General features: G+C 44.0%; 25 protein-coding genes. 14 read left to right on the top strand and 11 right to left on the bottom strand.

Annotated elements, in window-relative coordinates; translation table 11 throughout:
• The first annotated feature begins 168 nt into the window (after positions 1 to 168).
• A complete protein-coding gene (locus BJP34_RS41105; RefSeq protein ID WP_149031220.1) occupies positions 169 to 363 on the top strand; it encodes a hypothetical protein in 195 nt (64 codons plus the stop codon).
• A gap of 419 nt (positions 364 to 782) precedes the next feature.
• On the opposite strand, the gene BJP34_RS27235 is transcribed toward BJP34_RS41105, so the two are convergent.
• Positions 783 to 1,118 (bottom strand): XisI protein, encoded by a 336-nt coding sequence (locus BJP34_RS27235; protein ID WP_070395048.1) that lies wholly within the window; start codon positions 1,116 to 1,118, stop codon positions 783 to 785.
• A 107-nt stretch (positions 1,119 to 1,225) separates the two neighbouring features.
• Complete coding sequence (locus BJP34_RS27230; RefSeq protein ID WP_070396907.1) at positions 1,226 to 1,855, bottom strand: Uma2 family endonuclease; 630 nt, start codon at positions 1,853 to 1,855, stop codon at positions 1,226 to 1,228.
• Positions 1,856 to 1,939: 84 nt separating this feature from the next.
• Here BJP34_RS27230 and BJP34_RS37665 point away from each other — a divergent pair, with 84 nt between their 5' ends.
• Positions 1,940 to 2,101 (top strand): DUF1778 domain-containing protein, encoded by a 162-nt coding sequence (locus tag BJP34_RS37665; protein WP_083305369.1) that lies wholly within the window; start codon positions 1,940 to 1,942, stop codon positions 2,099 to 2,101.
• A gap of 120 nt (positions 2,102 to 2,221) precedes the next feature.
• On the opposite strand, the gene BJP34_RS27225 is transcribed toward BJP34_RS37665, so the two are convergent.
• The 5 genes from BJP34_RS27225 to BJP34_RS47900 form a co-directional block, all read right to left on the bottom strand.
• A complete protein-coding gene (locus tag BJP34_RS27225; protein WP_070395047.1) occupies positions 2,222 to 3,766 on the bottom strand; it encodes a flavin monoamine oxidase family protein in 1,545 nt (514 codons plus the stop codon).
• Positions 3,767 to 3,772: 6 nt separating this feature from the next.
• On the bottom strand, positions 3,773 to 3,955 hold the full coding sequence (locus BJP34_RS41095) for a hypothetical protein (RefSeq protein WP_149031219.1): 183 nt from the start codon (positions 3,953 to 3,955) through the stop codon (positions 3,773 to 3,775).
• A 433-nt stretch (positions 3,956 to 4,388) separates the two neighbouring features.
• Entirely contained in the window at positions 4,389 to 5,135 is a 747-nt protein-coding gene (locus BJP34_RS27220) for an ATP synthase F0 subunit B (protein WP_229424051.1), read from the bottom strand.
• Complete coding sequence (coaD, locus tag BJP34_RS27215) at positions 5,042 to 5,596, bottom strand: pantetheine-phosphate adenylyltransferase (RefSeq protein ID WP_070395045.1); 555 nt, start codon at positions 5,594 to 5,596, stop codon at positions 5,042 to 5,044. Before coaD ends, BJP34_RS27220 begins: the two co-directional genes overlap by 94 nt.
• A 205-nt stretch (positions 5,597 to 5,801) precedes the next feature.
• On the bottom strand, positions 5,802 to 6,035 hold the full coding sequence (locus BJP34_RS47900; protein WP_229424513.1) for a hypothetical protein: 234 nt from the start codon (positions 6,033 to 6,035) through the stop codon (positions 5,802 to 5,804).
• Here BJP34_RS47900 and smc point away from each other — a divergent pair.
• Both smc and BJP34_RS27205 read left to right on the top strand, forming a co-directional pair.
• Positions 5,932 to 9,897: a chromosome segregation protein SMC gene (gene smc / locus BJP34_RS27210; protein ID WP_229424491.1), complete on the top strand. Its 3,966-nt coding sequence runs from the start codon at positions 5,932 to 5,934 to the stop codon at positions 9,895 to 9,897. The genes BJP34_RS47900 and smc overlap by 104 nt on opposite strands.
• Positions 9,898 to 10,221: 324 nt before the next feature.
• Positions 10,222 to 11,220 (top strand): PRC-barrel domain-containing protein, encoded by a 999-nt coding sequence (locus BJP34_RS27205; protein WP_070395043.1) that lies wholly within the window; start codon positions 10,222 to 10,224, stop codon positions 11,218 to 11,220.
• Positions 11,221 to 11,379: 159 nt separating this feature from the next.
• On the opposite strand, the gene BJP34_RS27200 is transcribed toward BJP34_RS27205, so the two are convergent.
• The gene (locus tag BJP34_RS27200) at positions 11,380 to 11,964 is read right to left on the bottom strand and encodes a PAP/fibrillin family protein (protein ID WP_070395042.1); all 585 of its coding nucleotides are present in this window, start codon (positions 11,962 to 11,964) and stop codon (positions 11,380 to 11,382) included.
• A gap of 73 nt (positions 11,965 to 12,037) precedes the next feature.
• Between BJP34_RS27200 and BJP34_RS27195 the strand changes: the two genes are divergently transcribed.
• Positions 12,038 to 12,259 carry a DUF3134 domain-containing protein gene (locus BJP34_RS27195; RefSeq protein WP_070395041.1) on the top strand — a complete coding sequence of 74 codons (222 nt, stop codon included), beginning with the start codon at positions 12,038 to 12,040 and terminating at the stop codon, positions 12,257 to 12,259.
• A 775-nt stretch (positions 12,260 to 13,034) separates the two neighbouring features.
• On the opposite strand, the gene BJP34_RS27190 is transcribed toward BJP34_RS27195, so the two are convergent.
• The 3 genes from BJP34_RS27190 to BJP34_RS49565 all read right to left on the bottom strand — a co-directional run bounded on the left by BJP34_RS27190 (position 13,035) and on the right by BJP34_RS49565 (position 13,796).
• Positions 13,035 to 13,367: a type II toxin-antitoxin system HicB family antitoxin gene (locus BJP34_RS27190; RefSeq protein WP_070395040.1), complete on the bottom strand. Its 333-nt coding sequence runs from the start codon at positions 13,365 to 13,367 to the stop codon at positions 13,035 to 13,037.
• On the bottom strand, positions 13,364 to 13,486 hold the full coding sequence (locus tag BJP34_RS49570; protein WP_267876397.1) for a hypothetical protein: 123 nt from the start codon (positions 13,484 to 13,486) through the stop codon (positions 13,364 to 13,366). The genes BJP34_RS27190 and BJP34_RS49570 overlap by 4 nt, the downstream gene beginning before the upstream one ends.
• A gap of 184 nt (positions 13,487 to 13,670) precedes the next feature.
• Entirely contained in the window at positions 13,671 to 13,796 is a 126-nt protein-coding gene (locus BJP34_RS49565) for a hypothetical protein (RefSeq protein ID WP_267876396.1), read from the bottom strand.
• A gap of 254 nt (positions 13,797 to 14,050) precedes the next feature.
• Between BJP34_RS49565 and BJP34_RS27180 the strand changes: the two genes are divergently transcribed.
• The 9 genes from BJP34_RS27180 (at position 14,051) to cobA (ending at position 20,478) form a co-directional block, all read left to right on the top strand.
• Entirely contained in the window at positions 14,051 to 14,479 is a 429-nt protein-coding gene (locus BJP34_RS27180; RefSeq protein WP_070395038.1) for a hypothetical protein, read from the top strand.
• A 118-nt stretch (positions 14,480 to 14,597) separates the two neighbouring features.
• On the top strand, positions 14,598 to 14,834 hold the full coding sequence (locus BJP34_RS27175; RefSeq protein ID WP_070395037.1) for a hypothetical protein: 237 nt from the start codon (positions 14,598 to 14,600) through the stop codon (positions 14,832 to 14,834).
• 75 nt (positions 14,835 to 14,909) lie between these two features.
• Positions 14,910 to 15,056, top strand: a complete 147-nt coding sequence (locus BJP34_RS44630) for a hypothetical protein (protein ID WP_158517504.1) — start codon at positions 14,910 to 14,912, stop codon at positions 15,054 to 15,056.
• 286 nt (positions 15,057 to 15,342) lie between these two features.
• On the top strand, positions 15,343 to 16,920 hold the full coding sequence (locus BJP34_RS27170) for a B12-binding domain-containing radical SAM protein (protein WP_070396906.1): 1,578 nt from the start codon (positions 15,343 to 15,345) through the stop codon (positions 16,918 to 16,920).
• A 102-nt stretch (positions 16,921 to 17,022) separates the two neighbouring features.
• Positions 17,023 to 17,160 (top strand): hypothetical protein, encoded by a 138-nt coding sequence (locus BJP34_RS47895; RefSeq protein ID WP_229424050.1) that lies wholly within the window; start codon positions 17,023 to 17,025, stop codon positions 17,158 to 17,160.
• A 15-nt stretch (positions 17,161 to 17,175) separates the two neighbouring features.
• Positions 17,176 to 17,784, top strand: coding sequence for a hypothetical protein (locus tag BJP34_RS27165; protein WP_070395036.1), 609 nt, complete (start codon positions 17,176 to 17,178; stop codon positions 17,782 to 17,784).
• Between the two features lie 544 nt (positions 17,785 to 18,328).
• Positions 18,329 to 18,787 carry a hypothetical protein gene (locus BJP34_RS41085; RefSeq protein WP_149031218.1) on the top strand — a complete coding sequence of 153 codons (459 nt, stop codon included), beginning with the start codon at positions 18,329 to 18,331 and terminating at the stop codon, positions 18,785 to 18,787.
• A 72-nt stretch (positions 18,788 to 18,859) separates the two neighbouring features.
• Positions 18,860 to 19,675, top strand: coding sequence for a sirohydrochlorin chelatase (locus BJP34_RS27155; RefSeq protein WP_202972028.1), 816 nt, complete (start codon positions 18,860 to 18,862; stop codon positions 19,673 to 19,675).
• The gene (cobA, locus tag BJP34_RS27150; RefSeq protein ID WP_070395034.1) at positions 19,672 to 20,478 is read left to right on the top strand and encodes a uroporphyrinogen-III C-methyltransferase; all 807 of its coding nucleotides are present in this window, start codon (positions 19,672 to 19,674) and stop codon (positions 20,476 to 20,478) included. Before BJP34_RS27155 ends, cobA begins: the two co-directional genes overlap by 4 nt.
• Positions 20,479 to 20,541 lie beyond the last annotated feature (63 nt).

Here is a 20,541-nt window from a genome sequence, read left to right as displayed (position 1 = left end):
TTACAGGGTTAATTAAACCGTTTAGTTATTAGCTAATGTGTTGACTTTTATAGTAACAGTTTTGGCTGGAAGCGTTTGCACTATAATCAGTTATATAGCGAGCGGTGTTCAAAAAAGTGATGGATAAATTTTGGCGTTCCATAAATACGGGATGATTTTAATAGTTTTGTGCCATGGGCATCTTGCCGTGCCATGGGCATCTTTGTGGAACGGGCATCAGGCGTGGAACGGGCATCTTGCCCGTTTCAATTTCCGGGCGGGCAGTATGCCCATGCCACTCCTATTAATCCCTTGATAGATATCCGGTGGATTGCTGAAAAGCCGGGATTGATGATCGTGATTTTTTTGGCATCATGGAAGTAACTCCTATTGAGGTGGGAGGAAAACCGCGCTGGATATGATTAACGGGCATGACCAGCGCGGTTAATAGTATCAGTCTTTACCTTCTATAGTATAGATAAATCCTAGAAAAAATGCAAGGGCTAATAAAAATATTTTACATTTATTTACAACTAATTTTATTTAAAATTTGTAGACTCAATTATGTGTAATTTATCGACCTATTTTTTTTATTAACTGAGCTACAAATTATTGGTTTTTAGGGAGCAGTAATTACCTCTGATCCCAGGACTGTTTCTTGCGTCGGACTCAAATCTGTTCCCTGTTCCCTGTTCCCTGTTCCCTGTTCCCTGTTCCCTGTTCCCTGTTCCCTGTTCCCTGTTCCCTGTTCCCTAAAAAACCATAAATATCTACTTAAAGTCGCAAACCGCTATAGAACCAATCTAACCAACAGCAAATCCATCAAATTGACGCATAAATGGGGCATGATACCCTAGGACAATATCCTGTTTCGGTATCCCTAATTCAAGTAACTCATTCGCCACCCCAAACTCGGTGCCATCATGTTGAATCCAGATTTTTCCATCAATAATATCAATGTGGATCAAAGGTCCGAAAACACGACGATAATTTTGCCATCCTGCATGAAATACTTGGTAGTGATCTTGCTCAGGATCGAAGAATTTATAGACTTTGATATCTTCATTGGCTAGCTTAATCAGACTATGCTTTTCCAATATTTCTTGAATCAGACGACGATACTGAATTAACTTATCCACTGCAAAATTACCTCCTGATTTGACTCATATACCAATAGGTTTATGTTAGATTCTTGAATCGTTTGTTGTGCAAAAGCTTGAGATAAATGCTGCTGGCTAACCTTTTCCTACAAAGCCAGGTTGAAAATCTGCTGTGCGGATAACTTGAACTGGGGAAAAGTCGGGGAAACAATGGGACTATTTCCCGTAAAGGGCGTCATCTGATATTCGCCGTCAACTAAATGACAAACAAAAAATGTGGGTTGCTTGGGGTTGCCAATAAATTTTCTCGCCCCCAATGCAGCATAATCGATAATCCAATATTCTTCGATGCCCATTTCTTCGTAATCTCTCAGTTTATTGTAGTAATCGTCACGCCAATTAGTTGAAACAACTTCGACAATTAATTTAACGGAATCAGGATTTTGAATAATTGATTCGCTTTCCCAGCGAGATTCTGCCCCCATAACGTCTTGGTTCAAAACAATAATGTCCGGTTCATAACCTGAGTTTTCCCGTTTTGGTTTAACAATTGACTCTCTAGGAATAGTCCAAATGCCGCCTTTGCCTATCTGCCTGATAACTATCAATAATTGCTCGATCAGGGAACCGGTTAGATTTGAATGTTTCCCCTTTGGCTTGGGAATTTCGATAATTACTCCATCATATAGTTCGTACCGGACTTCTGAATTTTCGGGATACCAGCTGATAAATTCATCAAAGCTGTATAATTTGGCTTCGGATTTGGCTTGAGTCATAGATCGTTCTTCTTGAAGCTGAAATTTCTGGTGATAAAATGACACCATTCTGTTATAGTGAAAGAAATTGAGTAATCAATTCAGATGGCAAGTACTACTCCTAATGATACTCCCGTGAAAGCTAGGCTTCCTGCATCGGTCAAAGATACTTTACAAAAAGCTGCGGATTTAACGGGGGCAACCTTAAATCAATTTATGGTTCATGCTCAGGTTAAAGAAGCCCAAAAAGTGATTAATAAAAATTGAACGTCTGGCTTATTATGAGCGATACGGTTTTGAAGGAACGAAAGAGCATCCATTATTGTTGTTTTTGCCTTTATCTAGTTTAGGTAGTGGGTGAGAAGCCAGGAAAATAAATAGAATCGATTAAATCTCAAAAATAGAACTTTCCAGAAGATCAATAACTGCTGAAACAGCTGTTTGCACCGCTCCTTGAATTGAAGCATGATTAATTGCCAAGTGTTCCCCTGCAAAGAAAACACGGGGATTATCTACTGGATAAGCTTGACCGAGTAATGGTTGATAGTTCTCCCGATCCCCTGGAGCAAAATAGGCATAAGAACCAGAACCAGACTGATTATCTTCATTCCAAATACTATGAATAATATCATCAGTATAGTCTTTAATATTAGGATGCAGTTGGGAAACTTCCTCTAAGGTTAAATCAGTTTTAGCTGTTTCCTCTAAAGTCCTAAATTTTATGGAATTATATTCCCAGCGATAAGCAGCAGTTAATACTGATGGTTGATAAGAAATATCCTTATCTTTAGCAACAATATGAGGTTGAGAAAGGTTGGTTGAGTCTAATTGAGCATTATCAGAAGGATACCAACACTTTTCTATATTTAAATCCGTAAAGCTACCACCCCCATAGACATGATCTGCAAATTCCCAAGGACGAGCGGTACAGTGTAATAGAGTTTTACTGGCACTGTAATACCCCAAATTGTTAATCGCTTCCTGTTGTTGGCTAGGTAAACTAGGCTCAAAATTAATCTGAGCCAGAGCAGTAGCAGGAATAGTACAGATAATATAGTCAAATTCGGCGATTTGTTGCTTATCCAGCTTATTCCAGACCAGCCGAACCCCTCTATCGGTCATTTCTATCGTTGTTACTCTGGCTTCAGTCTGGATTATGCCTGATATGCTTTTAACCAAAGCCTTAATTAACGTGTCCAGTCCTCCGATTAGCTCATATTGTTCTACTCGATGCCAAGCAAAGAAGTCAATTAAACCATTTAACAGAGAGACTTTGTCGTAATGAATTGCTCCAGTAGCATGACCCAGTAACTCAAAAGCATCGGGAGAAAGATGACTGCGAAAATAGTCGGTAACCGTTAGGGTATCCCATTTCCTAACTTTATCACTGGTGAAAGTGGGTGCAAATAACTCCCATTTCTCCTTTTCAGTCAAAGAATCGATTAATTCTTCCAATAACTGGTCGTAAATTTCCCCTGGGTCTTGTTGCTCATCAGGGGTTAACTTGTAAACACCAAACAACTCTTGGTAACTATCTAAACGAGTTTTATTACCCCGTAGATAATAAAAAGCGGCGGGATTGTAATTAATAAAAGGTCTTTTTGGTAAATTAAACTTATCTATATAGTGTAATGTGCAGCCATGACTAGTAGGAATTCGCATTGCGCCTAATTCCCCATAAGTGCCATCACTAAAATAATGAGTCTTAATTCTTCCTCCGAGGCGAGAATCAGCCTCTAATACAGTAACTTGATGGTTGAGTTGACTCAGTTCGTAAGCACTAACAAGTCCAGCAATTCCTCCACCGATAATCCCAATTCGTTTGCGAGTACCACCTTGATCGTAGGGACTAAGGGAACCAGGATGACGATACAGGCGCTCAAAGGAAAAAGGTCGCTCTAACTCTTGTGTATGGCGGTAAGGGTTAAACATCGAGGGTTATTCTAAATTAGCTCTTAAACTCACATCTTGCACCATTCTCAATAAGCTTGGTTCATGTAGGGTGGGCAGTGCACCAGACAGATAATGAAGCTTGCAAAGCGCGTTGGTAGGCACTGCCCACCCTAGGATTAGCGTGATTTGCGCCGACCTGCGGGGGTTTCCCCCACTCGCGCTTTGCATCAAGACAATGACAATGGTGCAAGATCTCAGTTAGACTCATTTTCCCTCACAAATGCGATCGCGTAGCGTGGCCTACGGCCAATCGCGTAGCGTGACCTACGGTCAATCGCTTTTAGCGTGGCCTACGGCCAATCGCGTAGCGGCTCTTTGAGAGCATCACATTTTTTGGGTGTAAGACATAGATCAAAGCGCATCTAAGCTGTTTTAGTAAACTTTTGCCTCTTGCCTCTTGCCTCTTGCCTTCGGCGTAGCCCTATAACTCCCCAGACTTGGCTTTAAAACCGCACGTGACACGATCACCATCACCGGCTCCTCCGTGCATGGTCTATGTGGCTGCCAGCTCTTTAAAAACCTTTAACAACCAATACCTTTAACAACTGATAACTGAAATAGTTCTTATTTAATTCTTAATCCTTAATCCTTAATTTTTCGTTCATCTTTTTTTTGACTTGGATGGGATTTTAGGTGAGATTGAACCCCCCTTACCATTGTCTTTCTTACCATTATCTTTCTTACCATTGTCTTTCTTGCCAGAGTTTTGGGGTTTGACAGAACCATTGAGTTGCTGACGTCCGTTGCGAATTACTCTAAGCATGTCACTGAGGTGCTGCTCGATATTGTAGAGCACTCCGTCAGCGTAGGCATCTGCCCCATTTTGAATTTCCTCACACTCAGCTAGGGTCATTTGGCGCATTTGCTCCAGTTCCTGCTGGGCTTTGCGGCGCATCTGCTCAAGCTCCGATACCGTTTGCTTGTGCATCGCCTCACACTCTTTTTGAACTTGTTGGCTGATTTGTTGGGCTTCGTGTTCTGCTTGCTGAATAATACCTAGTTCATCTAAGATCATTTCAGCACGCCGCTGAGCTGTCTCAATGATTTCTTGAGCGTACTGTTCAGCTTGCTGGATAATTGCATCGTGTTCTTCAATTATTCTAGTAGCTTGTTGAAAAGCCAAGGGCAAATTTTCCCGCACCAAGTCGAGTTGAGCCAGCAACAGTTCTTCATCAATCAGGGTGCGCCTGGTAAAAGGGATGTGGGGGCTATCGAAGATTATGTCCTCGATATAGTTAAATTGCCCCTGAATATCTATGTCTCCTGATCCAGGATTAAAGGATTCAGTCTGGTTTGGGGGTTTGTTTGGCTCGGGTGGGTCGTACCGGGATGATTCTTGGCGTAACATCGGTATATATCTAAGGCAACCTGTTGGGGGACAAGATGATCGACGGAGCCGCCAAATTTGGCAATCTCTTTGACTACGCTACTACTCAAGAAACTATATTCGTTAGAGGTGGCGAGAAAAACCGTTTCGATTTCATCCCAGAGGGTATGATTGGTATGAGCCATCTGGAGTTCCTTCTCAAAGTCAGAAAGCACCCTTAACCCTCGCAACAGTACTTGAGCTTTCTTCAGTTTGGCATATTCCACAGTTAAACCGGTGAAACTGTCCACTTCTACATTAGGTAAGTGTTGGGTGCAAAGTTTAATCTGCTCGACTCGCTCAAGCACTGTGAACAAGGGAGATTTAGTGGGATTGCGCAGCACCGTCACAATCACCTTATCAAAGAGTCTACAGCCACGCTGGATGATGTCAAGGTGTCCTAGGGTAATGGGATCGAAGCTACCTGGATAGATTGCAATCACGACGCAAGTATTACCAATGGGTTCAAGGAGTGATTATATAGCTTGTTTCACGGCGATGACATACTGAACTATTAGTAAACAATGAGTTTCTTAACTCATTGGTTATTAGTTTTTTTTGATATAGTATAGAGCATTTTAATTCCAGCCCCACACTGTCCCCCCTCCGTCCCCCCGTCCATGCTATCTGTTAACACATTTATATCTTTTAACCCATCCGTTGCTCCATCTGCCTATTGCCCATGCTACGCTGATCAGCAATGTGTTCACTACGCACACTCTGTGTGACGACCCGGTTAACCTCAACCGATGAAACGCCTATGGTACACATCAAGCGAGTGGAACTCTCGCGGTTCAAATCCTTCGGCGGCACCACAAAAATACCGCTCCTGGAAGGATTTACCGTAATTTCTGGGCCAAACGGGTCAGGCAAATCCAACATCCTTGATGCTCTTCTATTTTGTCTTGGTATCGCCAGTTCCAAAGGAATGCGAGCTGAACGCCTTCCTGATTTAGTTAACCACAATAAAGAACATCGAGGCACTGTCGAAGCCAGTGTCACAGTTACCTTTGACTTATCTGACTTCAATAACTATGACGAGTTACAGGTTACAGAGTTAGACGAACCGTTACAGCCTAGCAAGTTAGACGAACCGTTACAGGTTAACAAGTTGCAGGTTGTTCGCGTTCGCGCAGCGTCGGCTTTGCCGAAAGCGTGGCCAAAAGGCCAAGGTTCAGAAAATAACCTTCAACCCAATAACCTTCAACCCAATAACCTTCAACCAGATAACCTTCAACCAGATAACCTTCAACCCAATAACCTTCAACCTAATAACCTTCAACCCAATAACCTTCAACCCAATAACCTTCAACCCAATAACCTTCAACCCAATAACCTTGGCCAAAAGGCCACGCTACGCGAACAACCGTCAAACCCTGACCAACCGTCAACTCCTGACCAACCTGCAACTGATCTAGAATGGAGTGTGACCCGACGGCTGCGAGTCACTAAACAAGGTAATTACAGTTCCCAGTACTACATCAATGGTGAACCTTCTACTGTTACTGTACTTCATGAACAACTTAATCGCCTGCGGGTTTACCCAGAAGGTTATAATGTTGTTCAGCAAGGAGACGTTACTAGCATTATTTCAATGAAATCCCGAGAAAGGCGGGAGATTATTGACGAATTAGCGGGAGTTGCTGCTTTTGACCGCAAAATTACCCAAACGAAACAAACCCTCGCCACTGTAAAAGAGCGAGAAGAACGTTGCCGAATTATTGAACAAGAACTGACGGCTCAACGCGATCGCTTAGCTGCTGACCGTGCTAAAGCTGAGAAATATCAAAAACTCCGTGCTGAACTCCAACAAAAGCAACAGTGGGAAATTGTTCTAAAATGGCGATTGCTCCAGAAGCAAGTATCCCAAGTCCAACAGCAAATTGATGCTGCTAATACAAAAAAAGCCCAGCTTATTGCTCAGATTACTAGCATTGAGGAACAAATTAACCAAACTACCACTGAACTTGACCAACTCAATGCTCGGGTCAAAGCCTTAGGAGAAGAAGAACAAATTGCGATCGCATCCACCCTTGCCACTCAACAAGCTGAACAACGTCAACTACAAACCCGACAGCAGGAACTAACTGATAACCTACAAAATGCCGCTGTTAATCTCCAAGGTACACAAGAGACAATTCAACAAGTCGAGCAAACCCTGGAACAGTTGATCGCAGAAAAAAATGATCTAGAGACCTTGTCTAAAACCTCCTTACAAGTGGCACGGGATGAGGCCCAAGCTGCTCTCAACCAAAGCCGAGAACAAGCCAATGCGATCGCAGCCGCTAGTGATGCCTGGGTACAACAACAAACCACCCTCACCAAGGAGATTGACACCCTACTCAAAACCATCAACCCCCAACGCACGGAGCAAGCTCAACTCCAAGAGCGTCAGAATCAGCTAAATCGGCAAATCCAAGACCAAACCCAGCAACTGCAAACCTTAGAACCAGAAATCGCCACCAAGCAAACCCAAGCTGTGGCATTAGAAACTCAATTAACCACTTATTCCCAACAAGTCCAGTCCCTCGCCCAATCCTTAGGGAATACCGAACAACAACTACAACTCCAACAACAAACCCAAACTCGCCTGCTCGGGGAACAACGGCAAAAACAACGGCAACTCGATAAACTAGAAGCCCAAGCCCAAGCTCAACAAGAAGCCCAAGGGACTTATGCTACTAAAGTTATCCTAGAAAGTAGTATAATAGGAGTATGTGGATTAGTCGCCCAATTGGGTAGAGTTGAACCCCGCTATCAGCTAGCCCTAGAAATTGCCGCTGGCGCACGCCTCGGTAATTTAGTGGTAGAAGATGATAGTGTAGCAGCGGCTGGGATCGAACTCCTCAAACAAAAACGCGCTGGCAGAGCCACCTTCTTACCTCTGACCAAAATCCAACCCAGGCCATTTACCGAAACGGTTGTGCTACGGTATGCTAAGGGCTTTGTTGACTACGCCATTAGGCTAATTGATTGCGACCCCCGTTACCAAAAAGTCTTTGCCTACGTGTTTGGGTCTACAGTAGTCTTTGAAACTCTCAATGATGCCCGTACCTACTTGGGCAAACACCGCATTGTTACCCTAGATGGGGAAATCTTGGAAATAAGCGGTGCCATGACTGGTGGTAGCACCAGTCACCGTTCGGGATTGCACTTTGGTACCAGTGACACCATGGAGTCCTCTGAAATCCGTAGCTTGCGAACCCGGTTAGGGGAAATCGAACAGATTCTAAACCACTGCGAGGGATTGATTACTACCGAATCTGCCTCGGTCAAACAAATTACCCAGGAATTGACAGAAACTAGGGCAAAACACTCGGAAACCAAATTACGTTTGGAACAGTTAAAAAGGGAGATTGAGCAATCTCAGACAAATCTTGGCCAAATGCGTACGCTTCTGGCTAAAAACAACCAAGAACTCTCCGCCGCTACTCAACGGCTAGAGACCATAGCGATAGAGTTACCCCAACAAGAATCCAAACTTGCCGACTTACGGCAACAACTGGCTCAACTGGAGGAGTCTCAAACTCATAACGAGTGGCAACAGATTCAGAACATCATTAAAACCCAAGAAGCTCAGTTGCGCGAGTGTGAACAAGCCTTGAGAAATACCGAGAAACAGCTACAACAGAAGGAGAATCAGCAACAGCGCCTGAGGGATCAACTGACCGAAGGCCACCGCAAAATAGCAGACTATCAAACCCAAATCGAATCTTGGCAACAACAGCAATCAGCAATTAACACTCAGTTAGAAACACTCACCAAGCAAATTACCGAAACGACAGTTGCCTTACGCCAGTTAGAGGAGAAATTGGGGCAAGAGAAACAAAAACGCGATCGCACCGAGCAACACCTACAAAAACTGCGCCAACAACACCAAGAAACCTCTTGGCAACAGCAAAAACTTCAAGAAACCCAGTCTGCTAGAGTAGAAAAACTTGCTAGTCTCCAAACTCAACTCCAAGACCAAGCTGCTGAATTACCAGACCCAATACCAGAAATACCTCCAATTGTCAAAAAAAATTCCCCCTCTAGTGATAAAAAAAGCTCAGAGGGAATTGCCCTTGACTCCCTAGCTGCTCAACTAGAACAACTACAAAAGGAACTGCGCAACGGACAGAAACGTCTACAGGCTATGGAACCCGTGAATATGCTGGCCTTAGAAGAATATGACCGAACTCAAGCTCGCCTCCAAGAACTGTCTGAGAAACTCGAAACCATAGCTGGTGAACGTACTGAACTGTTGTTAAGGATAGAAAACTTTACCACCTTGAGATACCGTGCTTTCAAAGAAGCCTTTGATGCCGTCAATGAAAATTTCCAAGCCATCTTTGCTGAACTGTCCGATGGGGATGGTTATTTACAACTCGATGATCCAGAGGACCCCTTTAGCGGTGGACTAAACCTGGTGGCACACCCCAAAGGTAAACCGGTGCGGCGGCTAGCATCTATGTCAGGAGGAGAAAAATCCCTCACAGCCCTTAGCTTTATCTTTGCCCTACAACGCTACCGTCCCTCGCCATTTTATGCTTTTGATGAAGTCGATATGTTTTTGGACGGGGCAAATGTCCAGCGATTAGCTAAAATGATCAAACAACAGGCTAAACTTGCGCAATTTATTGTAGTGAGCTTACGCCGTCCTATGATTGAGTCTGCTCAACGCACCATTGGTGTTACCCAAGCCAGGGGAGCATACACTCAAGTATTGGGTTTAAAACTATCACCCAAAAGTACGGTTAACTAGATAAAATCCCATTGATCAAATCCAGTATTATTGTAAGCATTAAGCCCAAGGCTGATCAGCTATAAGCTATTCATGATTGATTTTGGAGAGAACCGACCCACGAACCCCTCGTCCGAAGGGGGTTATGTAGGAAAAAAAACCGATGTTCAGAGGTTATATATAACCTCTGTAGTCTGTTGATTAACCTCAGGGTGGCATTACCTTAGCTGAAAGCTGTTCGCGTAGCGTGGCCAAAGGCCTTTAGCTGAATGCTCACGTAATTAATGCTCACGTATTATTTATTTTTAATCCATCAGGAGTATAGCTCAGGAAAAGCGAGATATAATGACAACGGAACAAATTCGTCCACGCTCCGATATCTTAAATACTCAGGTAATTACCCGTGACAATGGCAAACGCCTCGGAGTCGTCAAGGAGCTCTTGGTAGATATAGACAGACGCCAGGTTGTGGCACTGGGTCTGCGAGACAACCTCCTGGCAGTAGCCGGTATGCCAAAGTACATGCTCCTGAGCAGCATTCGACAATTTGGTGATGTCATCCTGGTAGATGATCAAGACGTTATCGAAGATATTGATGTCGATGCCTATAGTACCCTGATTAACAGCGAAGTGATCACCGAAACCGGTGAACTCTTAGGTCGGGTTAGAGGCTTCAAGTTCAATGTAGAAGATGGCACCGTTTCCGCCCTAATCATTGCATCGATAGGGTTACCCCAAATACCCGACCAGGTTATTAGTACTTATGAGCTACCCATTGATGAAATTGTCAGCAGTGGTCCAGACCGATTAATTGTATTTGAGGAAGCTCAAGAGCATCTGGTCCAGTTAACCGTCGGGGTATTAGAACGTATGGGGGTTGGCAGACCCCCTTGGGAAAAGGACACAGAAGACCCCTACTATACTCCAACGGCTAGACCAGAAAATCAACTGGGAACCGGGATTCCAATACGTACTCCGATCTCTCAGACAGTAGAGAATGCCAACCGAGCTCAAGATGCCTGGGATGACGATTGGCAAGAGCCAGAACTAGAGCCGATCAGACGAGAAGCACCAGTTCCGAAGAAGTATGTCGAAGCCAGATTAGAAGAAGATAACTGGAGCGATGAACGGGAAGAGTCCCCTCAGCCAGTGCGCTACGAGCAGCCAGTCTATAGCTCACCTGAGCCAAACTATGGTAAAACTAACACCCAGGACTATGACAAGTACGAAGTCGAGGGTGATGCCTGGGATGATGACCGCTCCCCAGAGCCTTACAAAGCACCGCGAGTCAACATTCCTGAGAAAAAGAAAGCTCCAGAATACGAAGAAGAGGCTGGTTACTAATACATGAGAACTGTTGACAGTTGTTTGTTGACAGTTGTTTGTTGACAGTTGTTTGTTGAGGGTTAGGGAACAGATATAGCGTTGATCATAGTTATGAGGTACACTCAATTTTCCCAACCCCTACTCCCTACTCCCTACTCCCTACTCCCTACTCTCTACTTATTTCTTGGTTAACACAAACAAACTCCCCTGATTCCCCCGTCCAATGCGCAGGTCATCGTCAAGATAGGTGATCTCTAACCAACCCTGTTGGTTGTCCCTATTGATGGGAAAGTCAATAGCTGGGAACTTTTTGCCAGCTTCGATTTGCTCAATGAAATCATTGGCAGAGCTATAGCTCAGCAAGCTTTGTAGACCAATGATAGACCTGTCGAACTTAACATTAACCCGGCATTGAGATACTGGCTCAAATTTAGCACAAACACAGACAACACCTTCGAGATAAGGAATACCAGATAATTCAGCGATGTTGTAAATTTTAGTATCTGAGGTACGAACACATTGGTAGATTTGACCCAGTTGTACCAAGGGAAATCCGTCAAGATTCAAAAGTTCTTGACTCGTGGTATATAGCAGACGCCAGTTACCATCTAGCAAGTCTTGCGCCTCAAGGGGTCGAGGGGTAGGGTTTCTCCCTTCCAGTTGAGTAACTGCTGCGAGTATTGCTGTTTTATCGGTTTTGCTTGCTAATAGACCACGATTCTTTCCTGCGATCGCTTCTAAGAGTTCCGCCTTGCCAATCATAAAATTTCCTCTAGCTGACTGCTAGACTCAAAGTTAAAGGTTTTCACCTCGTCCATATTAGCTGAAGACGCCTATGTACAATCCTGCTCTACGTGAACTACATCGTGATCAACTCGCTGAGGTCATTCCCCTTAAGCAAGAAACTTCCCTTTTAGATTGGTTAGAGTCTAATAATCGCCTGATCCCACGGGAGATTGTAGAGGAAGAAAATCCCCTAGGTGATGACGTAGAAATCTCTGAACTGATGGGGGTAGAGGACAATAGCTACGAGGAGGAGGAAGAAAGTTTGAATTAACACTAACTAGTTTTACCAAATAGTCTAGTTTTAGCGAATAGTTTTAGACGAATTGGAACCGAATGGTAATCAGAAATGATTCACAATGTAACCGTTGCTGAATCATTTCTGAAATTCTGTTTTATAAATCAAATTATAGCAAAAAACAACACCGTTTTTCAAACCTAATTAGCTAGGAATTGACTGATCCGATCTTCACTATTGTTCGTCAGTCCAACAACTGCATTTCTGGCGAGACTAAACCCACACCATTTGAGACCGAATTTAGCGTAGATGCAAACGGCACAATAACAACCGATCACGTGAATTAAAACATAGCACAAATGGAACCAGTGCGATCGCCTGATCGTGTTTGGTGGGCAAATCGGCATCAAAGCTGGTCAAATCATCAAATTCTCACAATTTGCCCACCCTACCCCTACTGTTGCTAGTTCTTGTAGGGTTGGCAGTAGGCTGTTAACTTTGTGCGATGGCCATAGCTTAAACTTCATGCACTTCCTTTTTGTCTGATAGTATGAGACAGTGTATCTCTTGCTAGATATCCATTCTGGGCGTTATCGCCGTACGCGTTCGCTAGCCAACGCCCTTCGGGCTAATCGCAAAGCGTGAGCAAAGCTCAATCCCGGTGTGAACGATCTCCCGCGAAAAAGGCCCATAATAAACAGCCTACCCCACACCCCACACCCCACACCCCACACCCCACACCCTAGGTTGGCAGTGCATGAGTGCGATCGCTCCCACTCCGCCGCCTTTCGGTTGAAGCATTGGAGAGCGGTTATCTGAGATACTGCTCAAGTGCCTCTGTCACTAGCTGGTTCAAGTTTATGCCTTGTTCAATAGCTGCGTAGGCAGCACGTCGATGAAGCTCGGTTCCAGGTCTGATGTTAAAGCTTCCCTTGAAAGGCTTTTCCGGTTCTATCCCTTTGAGTTGACAAAGCTCTAGGTAATCATCCACTGCTTCATAAAAACTGGCGCGAAGAGATTCAACATCCTGACCTTCATAACTGATCAGGCTACGAATATACTCTACTTTCCCGTATAAAATCTCATCCTCATCATTGTAATTGACCGAGCCAAGGTATTCCTTGTATTTCATCAAGTTATTCATAACAATCCTTCGTGCCTAAGAATCTCGATCGTTTGCTCAATCTGATACATCTTGAGTGTGTTGTGAGGATGAGGCTTGTGTAGAGCGATCGCCACGCCATCAGAGTTGGCGGCAGCCACTCCCTGCGGGAGTATCGCCGGACTTGTAGGGTGCGGAAACGTGCATGTAACGGACAACCGACCCCATTGGTAACATGATCCTTAAGTTCATTAAATTCCAAAACAGTCAATTTATGCTTAAATGAATCGTAATAACCCTGATCAGCCCCATCAACTTGACAGAAGCGATCCCTATCAACAGATATTATTTGCAGGATACACCGAGCAGGAGATTGCAGAAAGCGATGCAGCGCGGTCTTGGGGAGGCAGCGCGGTCTTGGGGGTCCCCCCCATGAGCGACTGCCGTGGTTTCCCCCATGAGCGACTGCATCAAGAATCGAAACTCTGATCCAAGCCTGGGACAAAGCCACCTATCCAACCCTAGCCAATAGTATTGTAGATCATGCAGACAGACACGGCTTTAAAGGGAATTATTTAAAGTATCTCAGAAAAGCCGCTAACTTTCACAAAAAAGGGTCGCGAAAAACCCAATTACCGAATGGGGCATTGAGATGGAATAAAGGAACTGAATTTATTATAGAAAGAGACAACAAAATTATTTCTTACGGCTAAACTAAAAAAAATATGCCAAACTTAGATATTTCCAACAAAGCTGATAATACCATAACGGCCAAAGCCTATATTGAGCAAATCTTAAATCAATTGCTCATTGACTATCAAGCTACTCATGGAGAAAGAGTTGAAATTTCCCGATGGGAAGAAAATAAAGACGTTACTATATTAGGGATTATTGAACTATTAACCGATACTATTAGAGGATACGCTTTTCAAGTGATTAATGATAATTTTTTGGAAAATGCCCCAGAAATAACTAATGAATTACAGAAACTAAAACTACTAGAAATTCCTGAATTGAGTGAATGGTATTTTTCACAATACTTTGATTATCCGAAAATGAAACACTATGTCGAAACCCTGAACTATTTACGTTTATTAATAATCGAATATATCAGCGATATCAAAGGTCTTGTAGGGTGCGTTAATGAAGTGTAACGCACCGGTGAATGTCCGATTGAAAGTGGGTACGCGAATAGGTAGGTTGGGTTGAGGCAACAAAACCCAACAAATCGAGATATGACACAATAAAGGTAGTGAAGTCGAGGAGAACCCTTTGATTACTCTAGATCAAGTATTAGAGGAAGCAATGACCCTTCCTGTAGAACAGCAAGAAATGCTAATCCAAATTCTAAAAAGCCGAATGGTTGAACAAAGACGACAGGAAATTGCGTTGGATGCAGACGTTTCCTTTGCAGAATTCCAAGCAGGTAACCTAAAAATCCAAACAGCTACTGAAGCAATAGAAGAATTGCGAGAATGCTTCAATCATTCCAGTTTGACTGATGTATAAACTAGTTATTAGTAGCCAATTTAAACGGTCACTGCGAAAATTTGCTCGTCGCCATGTTAACTTACAGTCGCTACTATGCGATCGCGCATTTGCCATTATCGGCACTCTAGGGATAAAGACAATCCTGCTGCTCAAGGTTTGATCGATCTTGCAGAAACCATTGCTCAATTCCAACAAACTAACCTTCAGTATGCCAACCGTATCATTCAAGTGCGAGCCTGATCTGGTAGGGTGGGCAAATCGGCATCATACCTGACGACATGATCAAATTATCACAATTTGCCCACCCTACCCCTATCTGACCAAGTACGGCCTGATGGTGTTTGGTGGGCAAATCGGCATCATACCTGACGAAATGATCAAATTCTCAAAATTTGCCCACCCTACCCCTACTGTTGCTAGCTTCCCGACTCCCGACTCCCGATTCCCGATTCCCGATTCCCGATTCCCGATTCCCTCAATTGAGAACTGCTGTAGTATTGAACTATTCTTGATTTCAACATCAAACGTGAGAGTTTTACTCCTGTCTCCTCTGTTCACGAAATCCTATTGGTCTTTTGATAAAGCCATAGAACTGATCGGCTGCAAAGTCGCCCAACCCCCTATGGGTCTGATTACTGTAGCAGCTATTCTTCCTCAAACCTGGGAATTCCGCTTAGTAGACCGCAATGTTCGTTTAGAAACTGACGCTGACTGGGAATGGGCAGATGTGGTGATCGTTTCCGGTATGATCGTCCAGAAACCCGATATGCTCCACCTGATTGGGGAGGGGAAACGGTGGGGCAAATTGGTAGCCGTCGGTGGTCCCTATGTCACCTCTATAGCAGAGGAAGCTCAAGAAGCAGGAGTAGACTTTCTGATATTAGATGAAGGTGAGATTACCCTACCGAGATTTGTTGAAGCACTGGCTCTGGGAGAAACTTCGGGAGTATTCCGTGCTCATGGAGAAAGGGCAGATGTCTCCAAGACACCAATTCCCCGCTACGATTTACTGGAATTGGATGCTTATAGCGAGATGTCGGTACAGTTTTCCCGTGGTTGTCCTTTCGAGTGCGAGTTCTGTGACATCTCTGTGCGATATGGCCGTAAACCGCGCACTAAAACCCCAGCTCAAGTATTGGCTGAATTGCAAACCCTCTATAATTTGGGTTGGCGGCTTCCTGTATTTATAGTTGATGATAATTTTATTGGCAATAAACGCCATGTCAAGGTTCTGTTGCAGGAACTGGCTCCCTGGATGGCAGAGCATGGTTACCCCTTTCCTTTGTCCACAGAAGCTTCCTTGAATCTGGCCGAGGATGATGAACTGTTGGAGTTGATGATTGCTGCCAATTTTAGTTCAGTCTTTGTGGGAATTGAAACACCAAATACCGATAGCTTGACCCTGACCAAAAAACACCAAAACACCCGTCAACCCTTACGAGATGCCGTTGAGAAAATTAATCGGGCAGGTTTGCGAGTGATGGCTGGCTTTATTATTGGCTTGGATGGGGAAAAACCAGGAGCAGGCGATCGCATTATCGATTTTGTAGAAGCAACCGCCATTCCCCATCCTGTGTTTAGTATGTTACAAGCCTTGCCCAATACCGCCCTTTGGGATCGGCTCAAACAAGAGGGGCGTTTACTAGAAGGCAATGAAGAAAATATCAATCAGACAACCCTGACCAATTTTATCCCCACTCGCCCGATAGAACAACTGGCTCAGGAATATGTCAGTTGTTTCTGGGAATTATATAAACCAGAATCCTATTTAGGCAGACTTTATCGGCACTACTTAAATATGAAGCCGAAACCCTATCAGCCTAAGTTGGTAATGCCAAAATTGATCTATTTGTGGGCACTGCTAACTATTATCTGGCGCAATGGCATCAAGCGCCAAACCCGCTTCCAATTCTGGGGTCAACTTTTTTCTATCCTCAGGCACAATCCTCAGGTATGGAAACGCTATCTTAGGGATCATGCCTATCTGGAACATTTCCTTGAATACCGCCAAATTGTCCACGATCAAATTCCAGCACAACTAGCTAAGTTTTTGGCAGCACTTCCTAACACTAGATGTTTTGCAGAAGTGGCGGGGGAAGTCTAGTGACTGTGGGAAGATGGGGAGATGGGGAGATGGGAAGATGGGGAGATGGGGAGATGGGGAGATGGGGAGATGGGGAGGGTGGGGTGATGGGGTGATGGGGTGATGGGGAGTGTGGTGTTATCGTGGCTAATCCCAATTCCCGATTCCCGATTCCCGATTCCCGATTCCCGATTCCCGATTCCCGATTCCCGATTCCCGATTCCCAATTCCCGATTCCCAATTCTAAATTCTAAATTCTAAATTCCCGATTCCCTCATGTCTTTTGATTCCTATAAAACGATTGGCGAAGTACTCCAAGAATTTACGATTACTGCTACTGAAGCCAATTATATCCTCGAAACAGACACTGTAATCAGAGAAGCGTTTAAAGAAGATTTAGAGTTTTGTCTTCGAGAATTTACCGTTGAAGAGTCAGAGTATGCTATTTGTGAGACGATTATTTTTCCGCTCTTGAAGGAAGTATATAGACAGTATCGAGATAAATTTACGCTGTGGAGTCATAAACCAATCACCTATGATCAACAGCTCACGGGAATACCGGATTACATTTTAGCAAAGCGGTCTCCCCTTGGGAAACAAATCTTTGAAAAGCCCTATTTTGTAGCTGTAGAAGCCAAAAAGGATGATTTTATTAAAGGGTGGGGTCAATGTTTAGCAGAAATGGTGGCAATTCAAAAGCTTAATGATCAATCTGATCAAACTATATTTGGAATTGTTTCCAATGGTCAAGTTTGGCAGTTTGGTAAACTAAAAGGGAATCTCTATACTAGAGAAATTAACAATTATACAATTTCTGATTTAGAGAGACTGTATTCAGCAATTAATTATGTATTCAGTCAATGTGAACTAGAAATTGAAATTTAGAAATAACTAAGTATGTAGTTATCAATTGACCCCTAGTGGTAATTCAAAATTCAAAATTCAAACTTCAAAATAAAGAAAATCCGTTCGCGCAGCGTGGCCTACGGCCTTAATTTGGCAATTTTTTAATTCTGGAAGCCCCCCGGGTAATTCAAAATTCAAAATTCAAAATTCAAAATTCAAAATATAGAATTGTCCGAATCATTTTGAATTAATAATTTTGAACTTTGAATTGGAGCGCGTTAAGCAGCGTGACCTACGGTAAGCGCGAGTTGTGGTCTTCAATCAGTGGCGGGTACAAGCCCCCACTGATTGTCATTTTGAATTAATAATTTTTAATTTTGAATTGGAGCGCGTTAAGCAGCGTGACCTGCAGTAAGCGCGACTTGACTTAATATCAGCCCCGAATCAGGATTTAATGAGACAATCTTTTCACAATCAAAATAGGGAGCAGGTCTTGCGTTGCAGAACATTTGTACTATGTCCCATTAGCGCAAGCAATTACCCATGAGGGGGCTATAGATAATGTACAAATATAAATAAGTAAATGCTCCCCCGATTACCTATTACCCATTACCTATTACCCATTACCTATTACCCATTACCTATTACCCATTACCTATTACCCATTACCTATTACCCATTACCTATTACCCATTACCTATTACCCATTACCTATTACCCATTACCTATTACCCATTACCTATTACCCATTACCTATTACCCATTACCTATTACCCATTACCTATTACCCATTACCTATTACCCATTACCGATTACCCATTACCGATTACCCATTACCTATTACCCATTACCTATTACCCATGCCCCAGATAATGTACAAATGTTAGGGATTTGTGACATGCTCCCGAGAGGGGCTCTCACGTTCCCGGATATTTTGGTAGGACATTTGCCATCACGCCGTTGGGTTGGAGGATTTGACTGGTGGCATCATGCTGGTGCAATAGCAAGGAAATTAGCACAATGCAACATTCTTAAGAAATAGTTTATACAAAATTGTCTCTCTAGGGAAGATAGTATTATTTAACACCATCGATCAAGGTAGTTCAGTATACCGTTGTCACCCTCATCTGCGTATTTGTTAATCTCCCACGGCAGTCATGACCTACGTCCCCAGCGGGCTATGGAACAATTGGCTCAGTTGCTGCGAATTCGACTAGCCTCTCAGGAGGCTAGGTCTACACAGACAATCTTACCGAAAATCTCACCACAGGGCAGCAGTGGTGACGGTGATCTGTTAACCGCTAACGGTCTTTCTAGTCAACCTTTGGTAGGTACAGCCACTTTAGAACTAGGGGGTATAACCCTAAATGAGCAAATCGGACAATTTGCTCAGCTCGCTAAAGGGGCTGGCTGTAAGGAATTGAAACTATTGCCCCTATTTCTATTGCGGGGAGTACATGTCATGGAGGATATTCCTTGGCAAGTATCTCTAGCGCAACAGAAATTAGGTAGTGAAACTGTGATTCATCTACTGCCTCATTTGGGAGCTAATCCGGCTTTGGTGAGGCTGTTGACAAATCAATGGGCAAAGCTAGATGGCGATGCCAAGATTTTGTTGTCCCATGGAACGAGCCGCCCTGGGGTTCAAGAAGAAACGGGGGCTGTAGCTAACCAGTTGGGGGCTGTGGCGGCCTACTGGTCAGTACAGCCGTCCCTTTGGGAGCAGGTCTCTATACTAACAGAGTCTGGAGCAAAAAGGATTGCCATTTTGGCATATTTTTTGTTTGAGGGAGGAATTACCGATGCGATCGCACAAATGTTACTGGAGATACAGCAAAAGTTCCCTCAAGTACAGTTGAATCTCGGGAAACCGATTGGTGTGAGTGAGGGATTAGTGGATTTGATTATGGATGGGATTAGGCAGCAATGAACCACGAAGACATCAAGGACGTGAAGGTAGTGAGCAAGGCATGTTTGGGTAAAGTGTATTTGGTTGGGGCAGGTCCTGGAGATCCGGGATTGATGACTTTGAAGGGAAAGGGGTTATTAGAATTTGCAGATGTGGTAGTTTATGATGCCCTAGTCAGTCCGCAAGTGTTGAATATGATTAATCCCCAGGCGGAACAGATTAATGCCGGAAAGCGCAGGGGTCGTCATTCCATGTTGCAGCAACAGACAACTCAGCTGTTGATTGAAAAGGCTCAGTCTCATCCAGTGGTGGTGCGGCTGAAAGGGGGAGACCCCTTTGTGTTTGGTCGTGGTGGTGAGGAAATGGGGGATTTAATAGCAGCAGGGGTGCCAGTGGAGGTGGTACCAGGGATAACTTCAGGAATTGCAGCACCAGCCTATCTGGGAATTCCATTGACCCATCGGGATTATAGTTCTTCCGTCACCTTTGTCACCGGTCATGAATCAGTGGGCAAGTATCGACCTCAGGTGAATTGGAATGCGATCGCAAATGGCTCAGAAACCATTGTGATTTATATGGGAGTTCATAATCTGCCTCGGATTGTCACCGAAGTGTGTGAAGCAGGATTGAATCCCCAGACACCAGTAGTGCTGATTCGCTGGGGCACACGACCTGACTCCGAACAGCTGGTTGGAACCTTAGAGACCATTGTGGCTCAGGTTGAAGAAACACAGTTTTCTGCTCCTGCGATCGCAGTCATTGGTAATGTGGTCAAGTTGCAACAGCTTGAAGGTTTTTCACCGTTGAAGGTTGAAGGCGGTTGAAGGTTAATCGGTTGTTCGCGTAGCGTGGCCAAAGGCCAAGGTTGAAGGTTAATTGGTTGTTCG

This window comes from Moorena producens PAL-8-15-08-1 (assembly GCF_001767235.1).
In the GTDB taxonomy this organism is placed as follows: domain Bacteria; phylum Cyanobacteriota; class Cyanobacteriia; order Cyanobacteriales; family Coleofasciculaceae; genus Moorena; species Moorena producens_A.
The sequence above is the reverse complement of the archived record's forward strand: the minus strand, read 5'-3'. Positions and strand labels throughout refer to the sequence as shown.

Bases quoted from the DNA above. Each gene is read 5' to 3' on its own strand.
- BJP34_RS27205 (WP_070395043.1), top strand. From the start codon at position 10,222: ATGACAACGGAACAAATTCGTCCACGCTCCGATATCTTAAATACTCAG.
- BJP34_RS27190 (WP_070395040.1), bottom strand. From the start codon at position 13,367: ATGAATAACTTGATGAAATACAAGGAATACCTTGGCTCGGTCAATTAC.
- BJP34_RS47895 (WP_229424050.1), top strand. From the start codon at position 17,023: ATGGGGAGTGTGGTGTTATCGTGGCTAATCCCAATTCCCGATTCCCGA.
- BJP34_RS41095 (WP_149031219.1), bottom strand. From the start codon at position 3,955: ATGCAAAGCGCGAGTGGGGGAAACCCCCGCAGGTCGGCGCAAATCACG.
- BJP34_RS44630 (WP_158517504.1), top strand. From the start codon at position 14,910: ATGCGATCGCGCATTTGCCATTATCGGCACTCTAGGGATAAAGACAAT.
- BJP34_RS41085 (WP_149031218.1), top strand. From the start codon at position 18,329: ATGCTCCCCCGATTACCTATTACCCATTACCTATTACCCATTACCTAT.
- BJP34_RS27180 (WP_070395038.1), top strand. From the start codon at position 14,051: ATGCCAAACTTAGATATTTCCAACAAAGCTGATAATACCATAACGGCC.
- BJP34_RS27225 (WP_070395047.1), bottom strand. From the start codon at position 3,766: ATGTTTAACCCTTACCGCCATACACAAGAGTTAGAGCGACCTTTTTCC.
- BJP34_RS27165 (WP_070395036.1), top strand. From the start codon at position 17,176: ATGTCTTTTGATTCCTATAAAACGATTGGCGAAGTACTCCAAGAATTT.
- BJP34_RS37665 (WP_083305369.1), top strand. From the start codon at position 1,940: ATGGCAAGTACTACTCCTAATGATACTCCCGTGAAAGCTAGGCTTCCT.
- BJP34_RS27200 (WP_070395042.1), bottom strand. From the start codon at position 11,964: ATGATTGGCAAGGCGGAACTCTTAGAAGCGATCGCAGGAAAGAATCGT.
- BJP34_RS27230 (WP_070396907.1), bottom strand. From the start codon at position 1,855: ATGACTCAAGCCAAATCCGAAGCCAAATTATACAGCTTTGATGAATTT.
- BJP34_RS27220 (WP_229424051.1), bottom strand. From the start codon at position 5,135: ATGTTACGCCAAGAATCATCCCGGTACGACCCACCCGAGCCAAACAAA.
- BJP34_RS47900 (WP_229424513.1), bottom strand. From the start codon at position 6,035: ATGTTGGATTTGCCTGACCCGTTTGGCCCAGAAATTACGGTAAATCCT.
- BJP34_RS49565 (WP_267876396.1), bottom strand. From the start codon at position 13,796: ATGCAGTCGCTCATGGGGGAAACCACGGCAGTCGCTCATGGGGGGGAC.
- BJP34_RS27195 (WP_070395041.1), top strand. From the start codon at position 12,038: ATGTACAATCCTGCTCTACGTGAACTACATCGTGATCAACTCGCTGAG.
- cobA (WP_070395034.1), top strand. From the start codon at position 19,672: ATGAACCACGAAGACATCAAGGACGTGAAGGTAGTGAGCAAGGCATGT.